Genomic DNA, 17,966 nt, shown 5'->3' on the forward strand with positions numbered 1-17,966 from the left:
TCCTGTCGCCCTGCCATCGGAGGCAACCTGATGAACCAACGCATCCGCACCCAGATGTTCGGCCTGATCGCCATGACCCTGCCGTTGGCCGCCTGCGCGCAGCAGCCCGCGCCCGCCGCCAAGGACGCCGCGCCGATCGCCGCCAATCGCAGCGCCACGCCGGCACCACAACTGGTGGCGGGCCTGCCGGATTTCACCAATCTGGTCGAACAGGTCGGCCCGGGCGTGGTCAATATCGAAACCACCATCACCCGCAAGGATGCGATGGCGCGTTCGGCGCGTGGCGGGCGCGGCGGCCAGGGGGGCATGCCCGGTCAGGGCGGCATGCCGGACGACGAGCAGATGCCGGAGTTCTTCAAGCGCTTCTTCGGCCCGGATTTCCAGATGCCGGGCGGCCCGCGGCAGGGGCCGGGACAGGGAGGTGGCGATGACGATGGCGGCATCGCCGGCAAGTCGATGGGCTCGGGCTTCATCATTTCCGCCGACGGCTATGTGCTGACCAATCACCACGTGGTCGATGGCGCCAGCGAGGTCACCGTGAAGTTGACCGACCGCCGCGAATTCAAGGCCAAGGTGGTCGGCAGCGACGAGCAGTTCGACGTGGCGCTGCTGAAGATCGACGCCAAGGGCCTGCCGACGGTGCGGATCGGCGATTCCAACACGCTCAAGCCGGGCCAGTGGGTGGTGGCGATCGGTTCGCCGTTCGGGCTGGATCACTCGGTCACCGCCGGCATCGTCAGCGCCACCGGGCGCAGCAATCCGTATGCGGACCAGCGCTACGTGCCGTTCATCCAGACCGACGTGGCGATCAACCAGGGCAACTCCGGCGGCCCCTTGCTCAACACGCGCGGCGAGGTGGTCGGCATCAATTCGCAGATCTTTTCCGCCTCGGGCGGCTACATGGGGATCAGCTTTGCGATCCCGATCGACCTGGCCTTCAGCGCGGCCGAGCAGATCAAGGCAACCGGCCATGTGAGTCGCGGCATGCTGGGCGTGCAGGTCGGCCCGATCGATGCGCTCAAGGCGCAGGGCCTGGGGCTGCCGGATACGCGCGGCGCGCTGGTCAACGACATCCCTGCCGGTAGCCCGGCGGGCAAGGCCGGGATCGAGGTGGGCGATGTGATCCGCGCGGTCAACGGCAAGCCGATCGATGTCGCCAGCGATCTGCCGCCGATGATCGGGCTGATGGCGCCGGGTACCAAGGTCAATCTGGACGTCCTGCGCGAGGGCAAGCCACGCAAGGTGGCAGTCACCCTGGCACCGCTGGACAACCCGGCCGGCAACGCCGCGCCGCGCACCGCTGCCGACGACAGCAAGCCCGGCGCGCCGGCCAGCGTGGCACTGCTCGGTCTGCAGGTGGCCGATCTCACCGCTGCCGAGCGCAGTCGCCTGGGCCTGGAAGCAGGCGAGGGCGTGCGCATCGCCGCGGTCACCGGTGCAGCGGCACGCAGCACCCAACCGCCATTGTCGCCCGGCCTGATCATCGCCCGCGTCGGTCGCACCAAGGTCGGCAGCGTCGCCGAACTCAACCGCGCCTTGTCCAGCTACAAGCAGGGCGACGTGGTCATGCTGCTGGTCACCGACGGCAAGGCGACCAGTTATGTGGCGCTGAAGGCCGGCGGCTAATTGAGGGAATCGGGAATCGGGAATCGGGAATGGCGAGAGCGGCCCCGCGAGGTGATAGATCGCTGGCTTTTGCGATTCCCCAATCCCGATTCCCCAATCCCCGGCCCCAAAGGGGCCGACCGTGCGATAATGCTGCGTTACCCTGACGACGGCACCGCCGGCGCCCACCTCAATGTCCTCTGATTCAATGCGGAACATCCGCAACTTCTCCATCATTGCCCACGTCGATCACGGGAAATCCACCCTGGCCGACCGGATCATCCAGCTGTGCGGCGGCCTTCAGGCGCGCGAGATGGAGGCCCAGGTGCTCGACTCCAATCCGATCGAGCGCGAACGCGGCATCACCATCAAGGCGCAGTCGGTGTCCCTGCCGTATACGGCCAAGGACGGGCAGGTCTACCAGCTGAACTTCATCGACACCCCCGGGCATGTGGACTTCTCCTACGAAGTCAGCCGCTCGCTGGCCGCGTGCGAAGGCGCGCTGCTGGTGGTGGATGCCGCCCAGGGCGTGGAAGCGCAATCGGTCGCCAACTGCTACACCGCCGTCGAGCAAGGCCTGGAAGTGGTACCGGTGCTCAACAAGATCGACCTGCCTACCGCCGACATCGAGCGCGCCAAGGCCGAGATCGAGGCGGTGATCGGCATCGATGCCGAAGACGCGGTGGCGGTCAGCGCCAAGACCGGCTTCAACGTCGATCTGGTGCTGGAAGCGATCGTGCAACGGATTCCGCCGCCGAAGCCGCGCGACACCGACAAGCTGCAGGCGCTGATCATCGATTCCTGGTTCGACAACTACCTGGGCGTGGTGTCGCTGGTGCGCGTGATGCAGGGCGAGATCAAGCCGGGCAGCAAGATCCTGGTGATGTCCACCGGTCGCACCCATCTGGTCGACAAGGTTGGCGTGTTCACGCCCAAGCGCAAGGAACTTGCTGCGCTGGGCGCGGGTGAAGTGGGCTGGATCAACGCCTCGATCAAGGACGTGCACGGCGCGCCGGTCGGCGACACGCTGACCCTGGCCGCCGACCCGGCGCCGCATGCGCTGCCCGGTTTCCAGGAAATGCAGCCGCGCGTGTTCGCCGGCCTGTTCCCGGTCGATGCCGAGGATTACCCGGACCTGCGCGAAGCGCTGGACAAGCTGCGCCTGAACGATGCGGCGCTGCGTTTCGAGCCGGAAAGTTCCGAGGCGATGGGCTTCGGCTTCCGCTGCGGCTTCCTGGGCATGTTGCACATGGAAATCGTGCAGGAGCGTCTGGAGCGCGAGTACAACCTCAACCTGATCTCGACCGCACCGACCGTGGTCTACGAGGTGCTCAAGACCGACGGCAGCATCATCCCGATGGACAACCCGTCCAAGCTGCCGCCGCTCAACAACGTGGAAGAGATCCGCGAGCCGATCATCCGCGCCAATATCCTCACCCCGCCGGATTACGTCGGCAACATCATCACCTTGTGCGAAGAAAAGCGCGGCAGCCAGATCGGCATCAACTACCTGGGTAGCCAGGTGCAGATCAGCTACGAGTTGCCGATGGCCGAGGTGGTGCTGGATTTCTTCGACAAGCTCAAGTCGGTCTCGCGCGGCTACGCTTCGCTGGACTATCACTTCCTGCGTTTCGATGCCGGCCCGTTCGTGCGTGTGGACACGCTGATCAACGGCGACAAGGTCGATGCACTGAGCATCATCGTGCACCGCAGCTATGCCGACCGGCGTGGCCGCGAACTGTGCGAGAAGATGAAGGAACTGATCCCGCGGCAGATGTTCGACGTGGCGATCCAGGCCGCCGTGGGCTCGCAGATCATCTCGCGCTCCACGGTCAAGGCGATGCGCAAGAACGTGTTGGCCAAATGCTATGGTGGCGACGTTTCGCGCAAGAAAAAGCTGCTGGAAAAGCAGAAAGAGGGCAAGAAGCGCATGAAGCAGGTCGGCCGCGTGGAGATTCCGCAGGAAGCCTTCCTGGCGGTCTTGCAGATGGATAAGTAGCTGGGAATGGTAAATCGGGAATCGGGAATTGTAAGGGCGCAAGCGCTCCTGCTGTTCCGATTCCCCATTCTCGATTCCCGATTCCCTTTCCGAAGGAACATCAATGAAATGGTTTGAAATCGTCCTGGTTGTCTTGACCCTGGGCACCGGCTTCATCTGGCTGCTGGACAAGCTGTTTCTGGCCAAGCGCCGCGCGGCACGCGCCGGGCTGCTGGACAGCGAGCCGGCGATCATCGATTACTCGCGTGCGTTCTTTCCGGTGCTGGCGGTGGTGTTGATCCTGCGCAGTTTCGTGGCCGAGCCGTACAAGATTCCGTCCAGTTCGATGATGCCCAATCTGTTGATCGGCGATTTCATCCTGGTCAACAAGTTCGCGTACGGCTTCCGTCTGCCGATCACCAATACCAAGTTCATTGCGACCAGCGAGCCCAAGCGTGGCGACGTGGTGGTGTTCAAGCCGCCGCATGCGCCGGATCAGAACTGGATCAAGCGCGTGGTGGGCCTGCCGGGCGACAAGATCGGTTTCCACGGCGATACGCTGTACATCAACGACAAGCCGATGCGGTATACGGTCAAGGGCGAGTACATCGGCAAGGGCAAGGGGTCGGAGATGACCGGCACCACCTTGCTGGTCGAGGATCTGCCGGGCCGTACCCACACCGTGCTGGAATGGATCGACCGCAACATGCCGGCCGGACAGGGCGACTGGACCGTGCCGGCGGACAGCTATTTCGTGATGGGGGATAATCGCGACAATAGCGAAGACAGCCGTTTCTGGACCCAGACGCACTTCCTGCCGGAGGCCAACCTGCGCGGCAAGGCGTTCCTGATCTGGCTCAATTGCGAAGGGTGGTTCTGCAAGGGGAGTTTCGATCCGTCGCGGATCGGGACCGGAATCCAGTAATGCACGCACGGCGTGCCGGGGGAAGCACAATGAAGCGCAAGCAAAGCGGCATGACGTTGACGTCGTTCGTGGTGGTGCTGGCGGTGGTGGGGTTCGGCCTGTACATCGGGATGAAGCTGTTTCCGATGTATCAGGAATACTATTCAGTGCGCACGGCCATGAAAGGCCTGGCCAAGGAACCCGATAGCGCCAACATGGATCCGTCCAAGTTGCAGGATCTGTTCTTTCGTCGGCTGTACATCAACTACTCGGAAAACGTCAAAAAAGAAGACGTCAAGTTCGAGCGCGTTGACGGTGGTTGGCGCATGAAGGTCAATTACGAAGTGCGCCGCGAGTTGATCGGCAATCTGGATATTGTCGGTAAGTTCGAGACCTCTCAGGACATGACGGGGCGTGGTGGGCAATAGAACCTTCCAGCGTGGCGATCCGATCGGGCATGCGTTCGCCGATCCGGGTCTGCTCGCCCAGGCGCTGCGACATCGCAGCGCCGGGACACCGCATAACGAACGACTGGAATTCCTTGGCGACGGCATCGTCAATCTGCTGATCGCCGAGGCGCTGTATCAGCGCTGGCCCAAGGCCGACGAAGGCGCACTGACCCGCGCGCGCGCCGAGTTGGTGCGCGAAGGCGCGCTGGCCGTCATCGGCCGCACGCTGAATCTGGGCGAGCGGCTGACGCTCGGTCCGGGCGAATTGAAATCCGGTGGCCACCGCCGCGATTCGATCCTGGCCGATGCCGTCGAGGCGATCGTCGCGGCGATCTATCTGGACTGCGGTTTCGAGCGCTGCCGCGCGGTGGTGCTGCCGTGGTTCGAGCCCTCGCTGGCCGCGCTGCCGGTGGGCAAGGCAGAAAAAGACCCCAAGACCCGGCTGCAGGAATGGCTGCAGGCGCGGCAACTGCCGCTGCCCAATTACGCGCTGATCAGTGAGAGCGGCGACGAACATGCCAAGCAGTTCCATGTCGCCTGCATTCTGGAGCAGCCTGTCGCCCGCGCCGAAGGTCAGGGCACCTCGCGTCGCCTCGCCGAACAACAGGCAGCGACTCTTGTCATCGCACAACTGGATTCAACTACGTGAGCGAAACCTCTTCCCCCCATCGCAGCGGCAGCATTGCCGTGATCGGACGGCCCAACGTGGGCAAGTCCACCTTGACCAATGCCCTGGTCGGCGCAAAGGTCAGCATCGTGTCCAACCGGCCGCAGACCACGCGCCATCGTTTGTTGGGCATTGCCACCTTCCCGGAAGGCCAACTGGCGCTGGTCGATACGCCCGGACTGCACCGCGAGCAGAAGCGCGCGATGAACCGGGTGATGAATCGCGCCGCACGCGGCTCGCTGGAAGGCGTGGATGCGGCGGTGCTGGTGATCGAGGCCGGCCGTTGGGACGAGGAAGACACCCTGGCCTTCAAGGTCCTGAGCGACGCCAAGGTGCCGGTAGTGCTGGTGGTCAACAAGGTCGACCGGCTCAAGGACAAGACCGCGCTGTTTCCGTTCCTGGCCCAGGTCAGCGAGGGGCGCGCGTTCGCGGCGGTGCATCCGGTGTCCGCGCTCAAGCGCAAGGGCCTGGAGGCGCTGGTCGGCGACCTGCTCAAGCTGGTGCCCGAGGCCGAGGCGATGTTCGGCGAGGACGAGATCACCGATCGCAGTCAGCGCTTTCTGGCCGGCGAGTTGGTGCGTGAGCAGCTCATGCGCCAGCTGGGCGAGGAACTGCCGTATGCCACCACCGTGGAGATCGAGCGCTTTGCCGAAGATGGCGCGCTGCTGCGCATCGGCGCGGTGATCTGGGTCGAGCGCGAAGGCCAGAAGGCGATCGTGATCGGCAAGGGCGGCACGCGTTTGAAGGACATCGGCGGCAAGGCGCGCCTGCAGATGGAGCGGCTGTTCGGCGCCAAGGTGTTCCTGGAAACCTGGGTGCGCGTGCGCGAAGGCTGGTCCGACGACGAGGCCGCGCTGAAGGCGTTCGGGTACGAGTAAGGCGCCCTGGCCGTTGCTGGGCTCAGCATAGGGCTGATGACGTGCCGGCAGCCTGCGGATGCGATCGCGTAAGCCAGCAATGGCGTGGAGCTGCGATGCAAGCGATGTCTCGATGGACCGTCTCCCGTCTCGGCAGTGCGGTCGGCGTTGTTAGCGACTGCAATCGTGCGCTGCGTCGACAGCCACGCGCAGCGGCCGTTGCCGGCATCGCGTCCGCTGTCCTGCCACTGCGTGTCTTGTCGCACGCCAGATCATGCTGATCGAACACGCGCGCGGTTTCGTGTTGCATGTGCGTGCCTGGCGTGAAACTAGCCTGCTGGTGGAAGTGCTGACCGAAGAGCATGGACGCGTCGGGCTGCTGGCGCGCGGTGTGCACGGGCCACGCAAGCAGGCCTTGCGCGCTGCATTGCAGCCGTTGCAACTGATCCAGTTCACTGCGGTGCAGCGTGGCGAATTGGCTCAGTTGCGCCAGGCCGAGGCGTTGGATACCGCGCCGCGCCTGGCTGGCGAATCCATGTTGGCCGGCTTCTACATCAGCGAACTGCTGCTGCGCCTGGCCCCGCGTAACGATCCGGTCCCCGAGCTCTATGCATGCTATGCGCAGGCGCGCGCGCATCTGGCCTCCGGCTTGCCGCTGGCGTGGGGGCTGCGCCAGTTCGAGCGCGATGTGCTGGACGGCCTCGGCGTTGCCTTCGATCTGCAACACGACGGCGATGGTCAGCCGATCGATCCGGCAGCGCGGTATCGGCTCGATCCGCAGGAAGGCGCCATGCGGGTGTTGAGCGAGCGGGTGGCGCAGGACCGGCGCGAAACCGTGACCGGCGCGGCGCTGTTGGCCCTGAGCGAAGATACGATGCCGGCAACCGAGGACATGCCCGGCCTGCGTCGCAGCATGCGCAGCGTGCTGTTGCATCATTTGAACGGGCGCGGGCTGAAATCCTGGGAAATGCTCGAGGATCTGGCGCGACGTCGCTGAAGCACGCGTTCCGATGCTACGCCGCGCTTGGGCGCAGCGACGTGCGCATCCGTCAATGCAACAGCGCGGCCACCGCTGCATGAAATTGGGTCTGCGCCGTTCTCGACTGCGGATCGCCGCGCAGCAGACGCACCGCACCGGCCAGCCGCGCGGCGCCGACAAATCCGCAACTGGCCTGCAGCCGATGCAGATGGTTGCGCAGTGCCTGGTCGTCGCTGATCTGCAACGCAGAATCCACCGCATCGCGCGTGCCCGGCAATTCCGCCAGAAACAGTTCGCGTAACGCGTTGAGATGATGTTGCTGGCCGTTGAGCGCGCTAAGCGCGGCAGCCTCGTCCCAGTCGCTGCCGGCGATATCGAGCACACCCACCGGTGCCACGCTGTAGCGGCCGCGCGCCAGACCGCGACGGACCGCCTGCAGCAGGCGGTCGGAGGTCAGCGGTTTGACCAGCATTTCCAGAAAACCATCCGACAGCAGGCTGCTCTGCATCGCCATGTTGCTGTCGGCGGTGTGGGCTAGTGCGGGCACGTCCGGGTGCAACAGGCGCAGTGCACGCAGCAAGCCGCTGCCGGTGCCATCTGGAAGATTGACGTCGATCAACCACAGATCGTGGCGACGTTCGCGCGCGCGATCCAGCGCCGAAGACAACGAGTCGGCGCAATCCACATGGGCCGGGAGATCTTCCAGGACGGCCTGCAGGAAGCCGCGGCTGATCGGGTCGTCTTCCACCAACAACAGTCGTGGATAGGGTTTCTGGCGTGTGGCCATGTTCATGCTGCCTCCTTGTCAGCCGATGCGGGATCCTGGATACCGCGCGCATGCGGAGTTTGCCTGTGTTTGTGGGCCGCGACAATTGTTGCGCAGGCTTGGCATCCTCCGGTGATCGCATCTGCGACAATACGCACCCTTTTTGCCCGCAGCTTGTCGCCACGTGGCCAGAACCAGAAACCGCTTCGACCGTACTCCGTTCCAGACTGCGATCACCGACCTCAGCCACGACGGGCGCGGTGTGGCCCGCCGCGACGGCGAGGGCGGCAAGGTCACCTTCATCAGCGGCGCCTTGCCCGGTGAAGTGGTGCGTGCCGAACCCACCGCGCGCAGCCGCCATTTCGACGAAGCCAGGACGGTGGAGGTGCTGGAGGCATCGCCGCAGCGGGTGGCCCCGCGCTGCCCGCACTTCGGCGTCTGCGCCGGCTGCGTGTTGCAGCATCTGGAAGAGTCGCAGCAGATCGTGGCCAAGCAGCGCATATTGACGGACAACCTCGAGCGCATCGGCCACGTCACCCCGCAGGCGGTGTTGCCGGCCCTGGTCGGCGACAACTGGGGCTATCGGCGCAAGGGCCGTTTTTCGGTGCGGCGGGTGGAGAAGAAGGACAAGACCCTGGTGGGGTTTCGCGAACTCGATCCGCGCTTCGTGGCCGATCTGTCGGTCTGTTACACGGTGATCCCGCAGATCGGCGAAAAGATTCCGTTGCTGGCCGCGCTGGTCGAAGGCCTGGACGGCAACCGCGACATCCCGCAGATCGAATTCATTGCCGGTGACGATGCGGTGGTGTTGACCATCCGCCACATGCAGCCGCTGAGCGAGCGCGATCTGCAGGCGCTGACCGCGTTCGCCCAGGCGCAGGAGTTTGCGATCTTCCTGCAGCCAGGTGGCGTGGAGAGCGTGCATCCACTCTGGCCGCAGGACGTGCCGCTGTCGTTCCGCTTGCCGCAATGGGATGTGGAGCTGGCGTTCCGGCCGCTGGACTTCATCCAGGTCAACGCCTCGCTCAACCAGAAGATGATCGCGCATGCGCTGGCGCTGCTCGACGCCAGGCCCGACGACCGTGTACTGGATCTGTTCTGTGGCCTGGGCAACTTCACCCTGCCGCTGGCGCGCGGGGTGCGCGAAGTGGTCGGCGTGGAAGGCGATGCCGGGCTGGTGGCGCGTGCGCGCGAGAATGCCCAGCGTAACGGTCTGGATAACGCGCAGTTCTACGCGGCCGATCTGACCCAGGATCAACGCAATGCGGTGTGGATGCGGCAGGGCTTCGACAAGCTGCTGCTCGACCCGCCGCGCTCGGGCGCGCTGGAAGTGCTGCAGCAGCTGCCGCTGAAAAAGTTCGAGCGCATCGTCTACGTGAGCTGTCACCCCGGCTCACTGGCGCGCGATGCCGGCTACCTGGTCAACGAACAGGGCTTCACGCTCAAGGCGGCCGGGGCGATGGATATGTTTCCGCATACCGCGCATGTGGAGAGCATTGCGGTGTTTGAGCGGCGGTGAATGGTGAATAGGGAATCGGGAATGGGGAGGGCGGTTCGCCGTATGCTGTTGCGATTCCCGATTCCCGATTCCCGATTCCCGATTCCCATGCCCATCGAAATCGAACGCAAATTCCTGGTGACCGGCGATGGCTGGCGCGATGCCGCGCATGCGGTGATCCCGATGGCGCAGGGGTATATCAACGACCAGGCGGCGCTGCGCAGTGGTGCGCAACATGCGTCGGTGCGGGTGCGCATCCAGGGCGAGAGCGCGTTTCTCAATCTCAAGTCGCGTGAGGTGGGGCATACCCGGCAGGAATTCGAGTATCCAATTCCGGTGGTCGATGCGCGTGCGTTGCTGGCGCTGTGTGTCGGCGGTCTGATCGACAAGCGCCGGCATCTGGTCGAGTACCAGGGGCATGTATGGGAAGTGGACGAATTCCTTGGCGACAACGCCGGACTGGTCGTGGCCGAGATCGAACTGGAACATGCCGACGAAGCCTTCGCCAAGCCGGAGTGGATCGGCGCGGAAGTCACCGACGATGTGCGTTATTACAACCTGGCGCTGGCCTCGCACCCGTTCAAGCATTGGAGCGGGGATTTGTAGTTCGGGATTCGGGATTGGGCATTCGGGATTCGTGAAGGCTAAAGTGATGCGTCGGACGTGGGCTGATTGCGTTGCGACTCCGCAATCCCTGCCTTGGTGTTGGGTTTATGCTTTGCGAATCCCCAATGACGAATCTCCAATCCCCGCTCATGCGCATCGATATCTGGTCCGACGTGGTCTGTCCCTGGTGCTGGATCGGCAAGCGCCGTTTCGAACAGGCGGTGGCGGCGCTTGGTGCGCAGGCACCGGCGCTGGACATCCACTACCACGCGTTTCAGCTCGATCCCGATGCCGGCCTGGAGCCGACGCCGTTGCGGGATGCGCTGGCGCAAAAGTTCGGCGGTGCCGCGCGCGTGGAGCAGATGCTGGCGCAGACCCAGGCCACCGCACGCGCGGAAGGCTTGCCGTTCGATTTCGGGCGCGGCCAGGTGCAGGTCAGCACGCTGCGCGCGCATCGGTTGATCTGGCTGGCCAGCCGCGAGGGCGATGTCGAGGCGGTGATCGAAGCGCTGTTCCATGCGCATTTTGCCGAGGGCCAAAACGTCGGTGCGACCGACACGCTGGTGGCTGCCGGGGCCGCTGGCGGTCTTGATGAGGCGCGCGTGCGCGCACTGCTGGACTCGGATGAAGGCGTGGTTGCCGTCGAGGCGCAACTGGCGCAGGCCAATGCGCTGGGAATCCGCGCGGTGCCCAGCTTCGTCATCGATGGACGCAGCCTGATCCAGGGCGCGCAGCCGCCGGAGAGCTTCGCGCAGGCGTTGTTACAGCTGGCGGCCGAATCGACGCCAATCGGTGGTCCCGATGCCTGCGGGCCGGACGGCTGCACGGTGTGAACGGCCGGCGGCGTGTTGCAACTGCCCGCAACTGACGAGATGACGCGGCCCACCCGATCGAAGATGGTTGCGGTGATCGGCGCCGGGTTGGCCGGGCTGGCCTGTGCGCAACGGCTGCAGGCGGCGGGAGCGGCCGTGACGTTGTTCGAGCAGGCCGATACGCCCGGCGGACGCATGCGCAGCTGTGTCGGCGATGGCTGGCAGTGCGATCACGGCGCGCAGTATTTCACCGCACGCGACCCGGGGTTTGCCGCAGTGGTGGATGCGTGGATCGCGGACGGCCTTGCGGCGGCCTGGCCTGCGCGCGTCGCCAGCTGGGATGGCACCGACATGCGTGTTTCGCGCAGCGCGCTGAGGCGCTTTGTCGGTGTGCCTGACATGGCTGCACCGGCACGTGCGCTTGCGGCCGATCTCAATGTCCGGTCAGGCAGCTCTGTGCGATCGCTGCAGCGCAATGGCGACACATGGCAGCTGGAAGTGTCGGGAGACGCGACCACACACGCCTTCGACACCGTGTTGCTGGCGGTGCCGGCACCGCTTGCAGCTGCATTGCTGGCGGACCTCGCATCCACGCTTGCGACGCTTGCCGCCAATGCACGGATGCAGCCGGCCTGGGCGGTGGTGCTGCGTTTCGACAGGCCGGTCGATCCCGGCTACGACGCCTTGTTCGTCAATGCCGGCCCATTGCGCTGGGTGGCACGCAACTCCAGCAAACCGGGGAGGGTGGGCGCCGAAACCTGGCTGCTGCATGCCACAGCCGATTGGAGTCAGGCGCATCTCGACGCAACGCCTGAAGCCGTGATTGCCAGTGTGTTGCCCGCGCTGGCCGCGCTTGGTCTGCCGTTGCCGTCGTCCTGCAATGCGTATCGCTGGACGGTGGCCAGCACCGATCCTCCGTTGCAGATCGGCTGTGCCTGGGATGCGCGGCTGAGCATTGGCATCTGCGGCGACTGGTTGGCCGGCGGCAAGGTCGAAGGGGCCTGGCAAAGCGGTGTGGCGTTGGCGGCGCGTATCTGCACTGGCGATGCCACCTGCAGCGGTCAGGAGTGATGCTGTGGCACGCGCAGGCGACTCCAATCCGCAGGCAGCCGCGCACACGTTGCGGCTGATCCTGGGCGATCAACTCAACCCGCAACACAGCTGGTTCGATGCGACCAATGCAGGCGTGGTCTACGTGCTGATGGAAGTGCGCGAAGAAACCGACTACGTGCTGCACCACGCACAGAAAATTCTGGCCATCTTCGCGGCGATGCGCGCGTTCGCAACCCGCTTGCGGCAGGCCGGTCACCGGGTGCGTTATGTGGCCATCGACAACCCCAGCAATCGGCAATCGATTCCCGCCAATCTGGACGCGCTGATGGCGCATTACCGCGCCAGCCAGCTGGAGTATCAGGCGCCGGACGAATGGCGGCTGGACGAAGCATTGCAGCATTGGTGCGCACGCCAGCCGTTCGCCACGCGCATGGTCGATAGCGAGCATTTCTTGGCCGAACGCGGTGAGGTGGCCGGGTGTTTTCGTGCCGGCGACCAATGGCGCATGGAAGTGTTCTATCGAAAGATGCGCCGTCGCCACCGGATCCTGCTCGATGCCGCGGGCGAGCCGGAAGGTGGGCGCTGGAATTTCGATCACGACAACCGCGCGCCGTGGCCGGGCGATCCGCCCGCGCCGCAGGAGTGGCGCGCAGCGCACGACCATCGCGCGCTGTGGCACTGCATCGAGGCGGCCGGCGTACGCAGCTTCGGCGCGCCGAATGCCGACGCGCTGCCATGGCCGCTGGACCGTGACGCAGCCTTGCAGCATCTGGATGCCTTCATCACGCATGCGTTGCCGCACTTCGGTCGCTACGAGGATGCAATGAGCACGCGCAGCCCGCGGCTGTTCCATTCGCTGCTGTCGTTCGCGCTCAACGTCAAGCTGCTGCATCCGCGCGAGGTGATCGCGCGCGCGGAGGCGGCATGGCATGACGGGCATGCGCCGCTGGCATCGGTGGAAGGCTTCATCCGCCAGATTCTGGGCTGGCGCGAATACGTGCGCGGCGTGTACTGGTCGCAGATGCCCGGTTACGCGCAGTCCAATCGACTCGACCAGCATGCGCCGCTACCGCACTGGTTCTGGGACGGTCAGGTCGGCATGCGCTGCCTGGCCGATGCCATTGGCAATTCGCTGGCCAACGCGCATGCGCACCATATCCAGCGGCTGATGGTGATCGGCAATTTCGCGCTGCTGGCGGGGGTGGAGCCGCAGGCGCTGCATCGCTGGTACCTGGGCGTCTATATCGATGCGTTCGAGTGGGTGGAACTGCCCAATACGGTCGGCATGAGCCAGTTCGCCGACGGCGGCCTGCTCGGCAGCAAGCCGTACATCAGCGGCGCGGCCTATATCGACCGCATGAGCGATTACTGCGGCGGCTGCCGGTACCAGCGCAAGCTGCGGATCGGCGCGCAGGCATGCCCGTACAACGCGCTGTACTGGGATTTCCTGGCGCGGCAGCGCACGCTACTGGGTGCCAACGCGCGCCTGGCGCTGCCGTACCGGCAGCTCGACGACATGGCACCGGAAGTGCTGCAACAGGTGCAGGCCCAGGCCGCGCACTGGCGGGCGAATCTGGAGGTGCTCTGAGGGCGGACGTATGGCAGAACTCAAATTCCGCGGGACGGGGCTGGTGGGGCCAGGAATGCCGGCTAGCCTGAATGCGCGATCTGACGCTGCAACGCGCATCTGCGACAATGCCGCGCTGCGCCAACGTGGCGCTTGGCCCGGGAGTCCCCCAACATGCTTCTGATCGGCGTTGCCGGTACCGAACTCAGTGCGCAAGAAAGCGACTGGCTGCAGCACGACGCGGTTGCCGGCGTGGTGCTGTTCAAGCGCAACTTCGCCTCGCGCACGCAAGTAGCCGAGCTGTCCGCCTCCATCCGTGCCGCCGCACCGCGCCCGGTGTTGATCTGCGTGGACCAGGAAGGCGGGCGCGTGCAGCGGTTTCGCGACGGTTACAGCGCCCTGGCGCCGCTGCAGAGCTTCGGCGCGCAGTATGCGCAAGACCCCGAGGCCGCGCTCGCTGCGGCACGCGCGCATGCGCAGCTGATGGCCAGCGAAGTACGTGCCAGCGGTGTGGATCTGAGCTTTGCGCCGGTGGTGGATCTGGGCCGTGGCAACCGCGCCATCGGCGATCGCGCTTTCAGCGACGACCCGCAGATCGTGGCCACCTTCACCCGCGCCTATGTGCAGGCGCTGCACGGCGCCGGCATGGCCGCTACGCTCAAGCATTTCCCCGGCCACGGCACGGTGCTGGAAGACACCCACGTGGACCATGCCAGTGACCCACGGCCGCTGGAGGTGCTGCAGGCCGAAGATCTGCTGCCATTCGTGGCCGGCATCGAGGCCGGCGCCGATGCGGTGATGATGGCGCACGTGGTCTACCCGCAGGTTGCGCCGGAACCGGCTGGCTACTCGCAGCGCTGGATCGAGCAGATCCTGCGTGGCCAGATGGGCTTTCGCGGCGTGGTGTTTTCCGACGACATCGGCATGGCTGCCTCGTTCAGTGCCGGTGGCGTGGCGGGCCGGGTGCACGCGCACCTGGATGCCGGCTGCGACGTGGTGCTGGTCTGTCACCCGGAACTGGTCGCCGAATCCTTGCACGCCGTCGAAGGCCGCAGCCTCAATACCGCAGCATTGATCGGCCTGATCGGTCGCGGCGCGCTGGGCTGGGATGGCCTGCTCGCCGGTTCGGATGGCGCATTCATTCCCTCCCTTTCTGCCCCTTTTGGAACAACTGCCTGATGTCCACGCTCACCATTTCCCAGGCCCTGGCCCAGGCCGATCTGCTGGTCGACCGCCCTGCCATCGACGCTGCCGTCGGCACCATCGCCGACGCGATCGCACGCGACTATGCCGGCGAAGTGCCGGTGTATCTCACCATCATGCACGGTGCGCTGCCGTTCTCCGGCCAGCTGGCGCTGGAGCTGGGCGCACGTGGCCAGGACCTGCAGTTCGATTACCTGCACGCCACCCGCTATCGCGGCGAAACCACCGGCGGCGAACTGGTGTGGAAGCATCGCCCGGCCACCGCGCTGTTCGGCCGCCGGGTGATCCTGGTCGACGACATCCTCGATGAGGGCTACACGCTGCAGGGCGTGCGCCAGTGGTGCCTGGAGCAGGGCGCCACCGACGTGCGCGTGGCGGTGTTGACCATCAAGCGCCACGACCGTTGCGTGCCGGGTGTCGCCGCCGACTACGTGGGCGTGGAAGTGGCCGACCGTTACGTATTCGGCTTCGGTATGGACGTCAATGAGCAATTGCGCGGTATTCCTGCCATCTACGCGATGAAGCAGTAAGCCTTTTCGGCCCGTGTTGCTGCGGGCCACCGCACGCGTGGTTGCACGCGCGCGGCATGTCTCCTTGTTGCAGAGGTCGGTTGTGTCCCTGAATTCCATCGCATTGGCCGTCATCGGCGGCACCGGTGTCTACAAGCTCGCGCAGCTGGACGATGTGCAGACGCACGCGATCGAAACGCCCTACGGCGCGCCGTCCGGGCCGATCCGCGTCGGCATGTTGCTCGGCCATCGCGTGGCGTTTCTGGCGCGGCATGGTGAGGGCCATTCGCTGCCGCCGCACAAGGTCAACTACCGCGCAAATATCGCTGCGCTGCAGCAAATTGGCGCTGCGCGGGTGCTGGCGCTCAATACCGTTGGCGGTATTACCGAGCAGTTCGGCCCGCGCGTGCTGGCCTGCCCGGATCAACTGATCGACTACACCTGGGGCCGGGTGTCCACCTTCTGCGAAGAGCCGGGCAGCGAGGTGCAGCACGTGGATTTCGGCCACCCGTATTCGCCGATGTTTCGCAGCAAGGTCATTGCCGCGGCCAAAGTGACCGGCGTCACGATGGTGGCCGGTGGCTGCTACGGCGCCACGCAAGGGCCACGACTGGAAACGATTGCAGAGATCGCGCGCATGCGCCGCGACGGCTGCGATCTGGTCGGCATGACCGGCATGCCCGAAGCCGGTCTTGCACGCGAAAAAGGCCTGGAATATGCGTGTTTGGCGATCGTGGCGAACTGGGCGGCCGGCTGTGGCGACGCGCAGGAAATCACCATGGCCGAGGTGTTGGCCAATGTCGATGCCGCCTCGTCCGGGTTGCCGGAGCTGATCGGCGAACTTGCACGCGGGTGATTGTCATTGGGGAATAAGCTTTGCATACTCGGCGCGTACGCATCGCCGTACACCACCCATTAATTATTGCAAAGGTCTCGCATCACCATGCCGAACGGTACCGTCAAGTGGTTCAACGACGCCAAGGGATTTGGCTTCATCTCACCGGAGGACGGCAGCGCCGATGTCTTCGCGCACTTCTCCGCGATCAACTCCAAGGGCTTCCGCAGCCTGCAGGAAGGCCAGCGCGTCAGTTATGACGTGACCCAGGGCCCCAAGGGCGCCCAGGCTTCGAACATCACGCCGGTCGAGTAATTGACTCGATTGTGCGGTTGAAGAACCCCGCCACGGCGGGGTTTTTTTTGCACCGATCCATGCCGGATCGGCAAAGGCGAAACAGAGCAGGGACGATGCAACGAGCATTGCGTATTGCAGTGGTGGGCTATGGAACGGCGGGGCAGGCACTGGCCGTGCTGCTCGGCGCCGACGGGCATCGACTGGACGTGTTCGAGCGCGCCGCCGCGCCCGGGCCGGTGGGCGCAGGCTTTCTGCTGCAGCCCAGCGGTTTGCAGGTGCTATGGAAGATGGGCTTGCTGCCGCAGGCGCTCGCGCATGGCGCGCCGGTGCGCCGGCTGTATGGCGAGACGCCGTGCGGCCGCGCGGTGATGGACATGCAGTATCGCGATCTGGATGCGCGGCTGATGGGCCTGGGGATGCAGCGCGGCGCCTTGTTTACGCTGTTGCGCGAGGCCTGGCCGGAGCATGCGCAGCTGCATGTGGATACCCAGATCACCGAGATCGACCACGACGGCGCGCGCGTGCAGGATCAACGCGGGCAATGGCATGGCCCTTACGATCTGATCATCGCCGCCGATGGCGCTGCATCGACCTTGCGGGCGCAGGCGCAGGGCACGCGGCTGGATCGGGTGTATCCGTGGGGCGCACTGTGGTGTCTGTTGCCGCGCGACGACTGGCCGTTTGTCGATGAGTTGCGGCAGCGCTATATCGGCGCGCGCAAGATGATCGGCCTGCTGCCGGTGGGCACGCGTCCGGGCGACGACACGCCGCGATTGAGTTTTTTCTGGAGCCTGCCGTGCAGCGATTTTGTTGCGTGGGAGCAGCGCGGCATCACGGCGTGGCGTGAGGAGATTGCGCAGATGTGGCCGGATGCGCATGCGCGTCTGGACACCGTGCGAGTGCATGGCGCATTGGCGCGTGCAAGTTATCGCGATGCGGTGGTGACGCGCTGGCATCGCGGCCGTTTCGTGCTGGCCGGCGATGCGGCGCATGCGATGAGTCCGCAGCTGGGGCAGGGCGTGAACATGGCGCTGCTGGATGCGCTGGCGATGCGCGATGCCTTGCGCGTCGGCGCCGACCTGGATGCGGCCCTGCAGCACTATCAGCGTGAGCGCCAGGCGCATGTGGCGATCTATCACCGCTGGAGCCGTTGGCTGACGCCGCTGTTCCAGTCCGAACGCGATCTGTGGGCGCACGGACGCGATCTGCTGCTGCGCCCGATGGGACGCGTTCCCGGTGGGCGCGGACATATGTTGCGCGTGCTCAGTGGCACCCAGCACGGTTGGTTCGGCAAGCTGGCATTGGCGCCGGAGTTTGTGGAGGCGTTAGCGCAACCGCTGCCCCGGGTGGTGGCTGGCAAGGTCGAATCCACGGCGTAGTC

The 17,966-nt window shown here is 65.3% G+C and carries 18 protein-coding genes; 17 read left to right on the top strand and 1 reads right to left on the bottom strand.

What is annotated here, in order from left to right:
* Positions 1-30 precede the first annotated feature (30 nt).
* The 7 genes from GGR62_RS00145 to recO all read left to right on the top strand — a co-directional run bounded on the left by GGR62_RS00145 (position 31) and on the right by recO (position 7,457).
* A complete protein-coding gene (locus GGR62_RS00145) occupies positions 31-1,626 on the top strand; it encodes a DegQ family serine endoprotease (RefSeq protein WP_184405719.1) in 1,596 nt (531 codons plus the stop codon).
* Positions 1,627-1,813: 187 nt separating this feature from the next.
* Complete coding sequence (lepA, locus tag GGR62_RS00150) at positions 1,814-3,604, top strand: translation elongation factor 4 (protein ID WP_184406305.1); 1,791 nt, start codon at positions 1,814-1,816, stop codon at positions 3,602-3,604.
* A gap of 103 nt (positions 3,605-3,707) precedes the next feature.
* Positions 3,708-4,508, top strand: coding sequence for a signal peptidase I (gene lepB / locus GGR62_RS00155; protein ID WP_184405721.1), 801 nt, complete (start codon positions 3,708-3,710; stop codon positions 4,506-4,508).
* Positions 4,508-4,915 carry a DUF4845 domain-containing protein gene (locus GGR62_RS00160; RefSeq protein WP_184405724.1) on the top strand — a complete coding sequence of 136 codons (408 nt, stop codon included), beginning with the start codon at positions 4,508-4,510 and terminating at the stop codon, positions 4,913-4,915. Before lepB ends, GGR62_RS00160 begins: the two co-directional genes overlap by 1 nt.
* Positions 4,905-5,585, top strand: a complete 681-nt coding sequence (gene rnc / locus GGR62_RS00165; protein ID WP_184406306.1) for a ribonuclease III — start codon at positions 4,905-4,907, stop codon at positions 5,583-5,585. Before GGR62_RS00160 ends, rnc begins: the two co-directional genes overlap by 11 nt.
* Positions 5,582-6,481 (top strand): GTPase Era, encoded by a 900-nt coding sequence (gene era / locus GGR62_RS00170; protein ID WP_184405726.1) that lies wholly within the window; start codon positions 5,582-5,584, stop codon positions 6,479-6,481. Before rnc ends, era begins: the two co-directional genes overlap by 4 nt.
* A gap of 253 nt (positions 6,482-6,734) precedes the next feature.
* Entirely contained in the window at positions 6,735-7,457 is a 723-nt protein-coding gene (recO, locus tag GGR62_RS00175; RefSeq protein WP_184405729.1) for a DNA repair protein RecO, read from the top strand.
* Between the two features lie 52 nt (positions 7,458-7,509).
* Here the strand turns inward: recO and GGR62_RS00180 are convergent, their stop codons facing one another.
* Positions 7,510-8,232 (bottom strand): response regulator, encoded by a 723-nt coding sequence (locus tag GGR62_RS00180; RefSeq protein ID WP_184405731.1) that lies wholly within the window; start codon positions 8,230-8,232, stop codon positions 7,510-7,512.
* Between the two features lie 157 nt (positions 8,233-8,389).
* Between GGR62_RS00180 and rlmD the strand changes: the two genes are divergently transcribed.
* The 10 genes from rlmD to GGR62_RS00230 all read left to right on the top strand — a co-directional run bounded on the left by rlmD (position 8,390) and on the right by GGR62_RS00230 (position 17,964).
* Positions 8,390-9,724 (top strand): 23S rRNA (uracil(1939)-C(5))-methyltransferase RlmD, encoded by a 1,335-nt coding sequence (rlmD, locus tag GGR62_RS00185; protein WP_184405734.1) that lies wholly within the window; start codon positions 8,390-8,392, stop codon positions 9,722-9,724.
* An 87-nt stretch (positions 9,725-9,811) separates the two neighbouring features.
* Complete coding sequence (locus tag GGR62_RS00190; RefSeq protein ID WP_184405737.1) at positions 9,812-10,309, top strand: CYTH domain-containing protein; 498 nt, start codon at positions 9,812-9,814, stop codon at positions 10,307-10,309.
* Positions 10,310-10,458: 149 nt separating this feature from the next.
* Positions 10,459-11,142 (top strand): DsbA family oxidoreductase, encoded by a 684-nt coding sequence (locus GGR62_RS00195; RefSeq protein WP_184406307.1) that lies wholly within the window; start codon positions 10,459-10,461, stop codon positions 11,140-11,142.
* A gap of 39 nt (positions 11,143-11,181) precedes the next feature.
* Positions 11,182-12,192: an FAD-dependent oxidoreductase gene (locus tag GGR62_RS00200; RefSeq protein WP_184405739.1), complete on the top strand. Its 1,011-nt coding sequence runs from the start codon at positions 11,182-11,184 to the stop codon at positions 12,190-12,192.
* 4 nt (positions 12,193-12,196) lie between these two features.
* Positions 12,197-13,762, top strand: a complete 1,566-nt coding sequence (locus GGR62_RS00205) for a cryptochrome/photolyase family protein (protein ID WP_326520222.1) — start codon at positions 12,197-12,199, stop codon at positions 13,760-13,762.
* A 153-nt stretch (positions 13,763-13,915) separates the two neighbouring features.
* A complete protein-coding gene (gene nagZ, locus GGR62_RS00210) occupies positions 13,916-14,920 on the top strand; it encodes a beta-N-acetylhexosaminidase (protein WP_184405744.1) in 1,005 nt (334 codons plus the stop codon).
* A complete protein-coding gene (locus GGR62_RS00215) occupies positions 14,920-15,474 on the top strand; it encodes a hypoxanthine-guanine phosphoribosyltransferase (protein WP_184405745.1) in 555 nt (184 codons plus the stop codon). Before nagZ ends, GGR62_RS00215 begins: the two co-directional genes overlap by 1 nt.
* A gap of 82 nt (positions 15,475-15,556) precedes the next feature.
* Positions 15,557-16,309 carry an S-methyl-5'-thioinosine phosphorylase gene (locus tag GGR62_RS00220; protein WP_184405747.1) on the top strand — a complete coding sequence of 251 codons (753 nt, stop codon included), beginning with the start codon at positions 15,557-15,559 and terminating at the stop codon, positions 16,307-16,309.
* Between the two features lie 87 nt (positions 16,310-16,396).
* Positions 16,397-16,603, top strand: a complete 207-nt coding sequence (locus tag GGR62_RS00225) for a cold-shock protein (RefSeq protein ID WP_003488188.1) — start codon at positions 16,397-16,399, stop codon at positions 16,601-16,603.
* Between the two features lie 95 nt (positions 16,604-16,698).
* Positions 16,699-17,964 (top strand): NAD(P)/FAD-dependent oxidoreductase, encoded by a 1,266-nt coding sequence (locus GGR62_RS00230; RefSeq protein ID WP_184405749.1) that lies wholly within the window; start codon positions 16,699-16,701, stop codon positions 17,962-17,964.
* The last annotated feature ends 2 nt before the right edge of the window (positions 17,965-17,966 follow it).

Origin of the sequence: Xanthomonas sp. 3075 (assembly GCF_014197275.1) — a bacterium.
GTDB lineage: Bacteria > Pseudomonadota > Gammaproteobacteria > Xanthomonadales > Xanthomonadaceae > Xanthomonas > Xanthomonas campestris_B.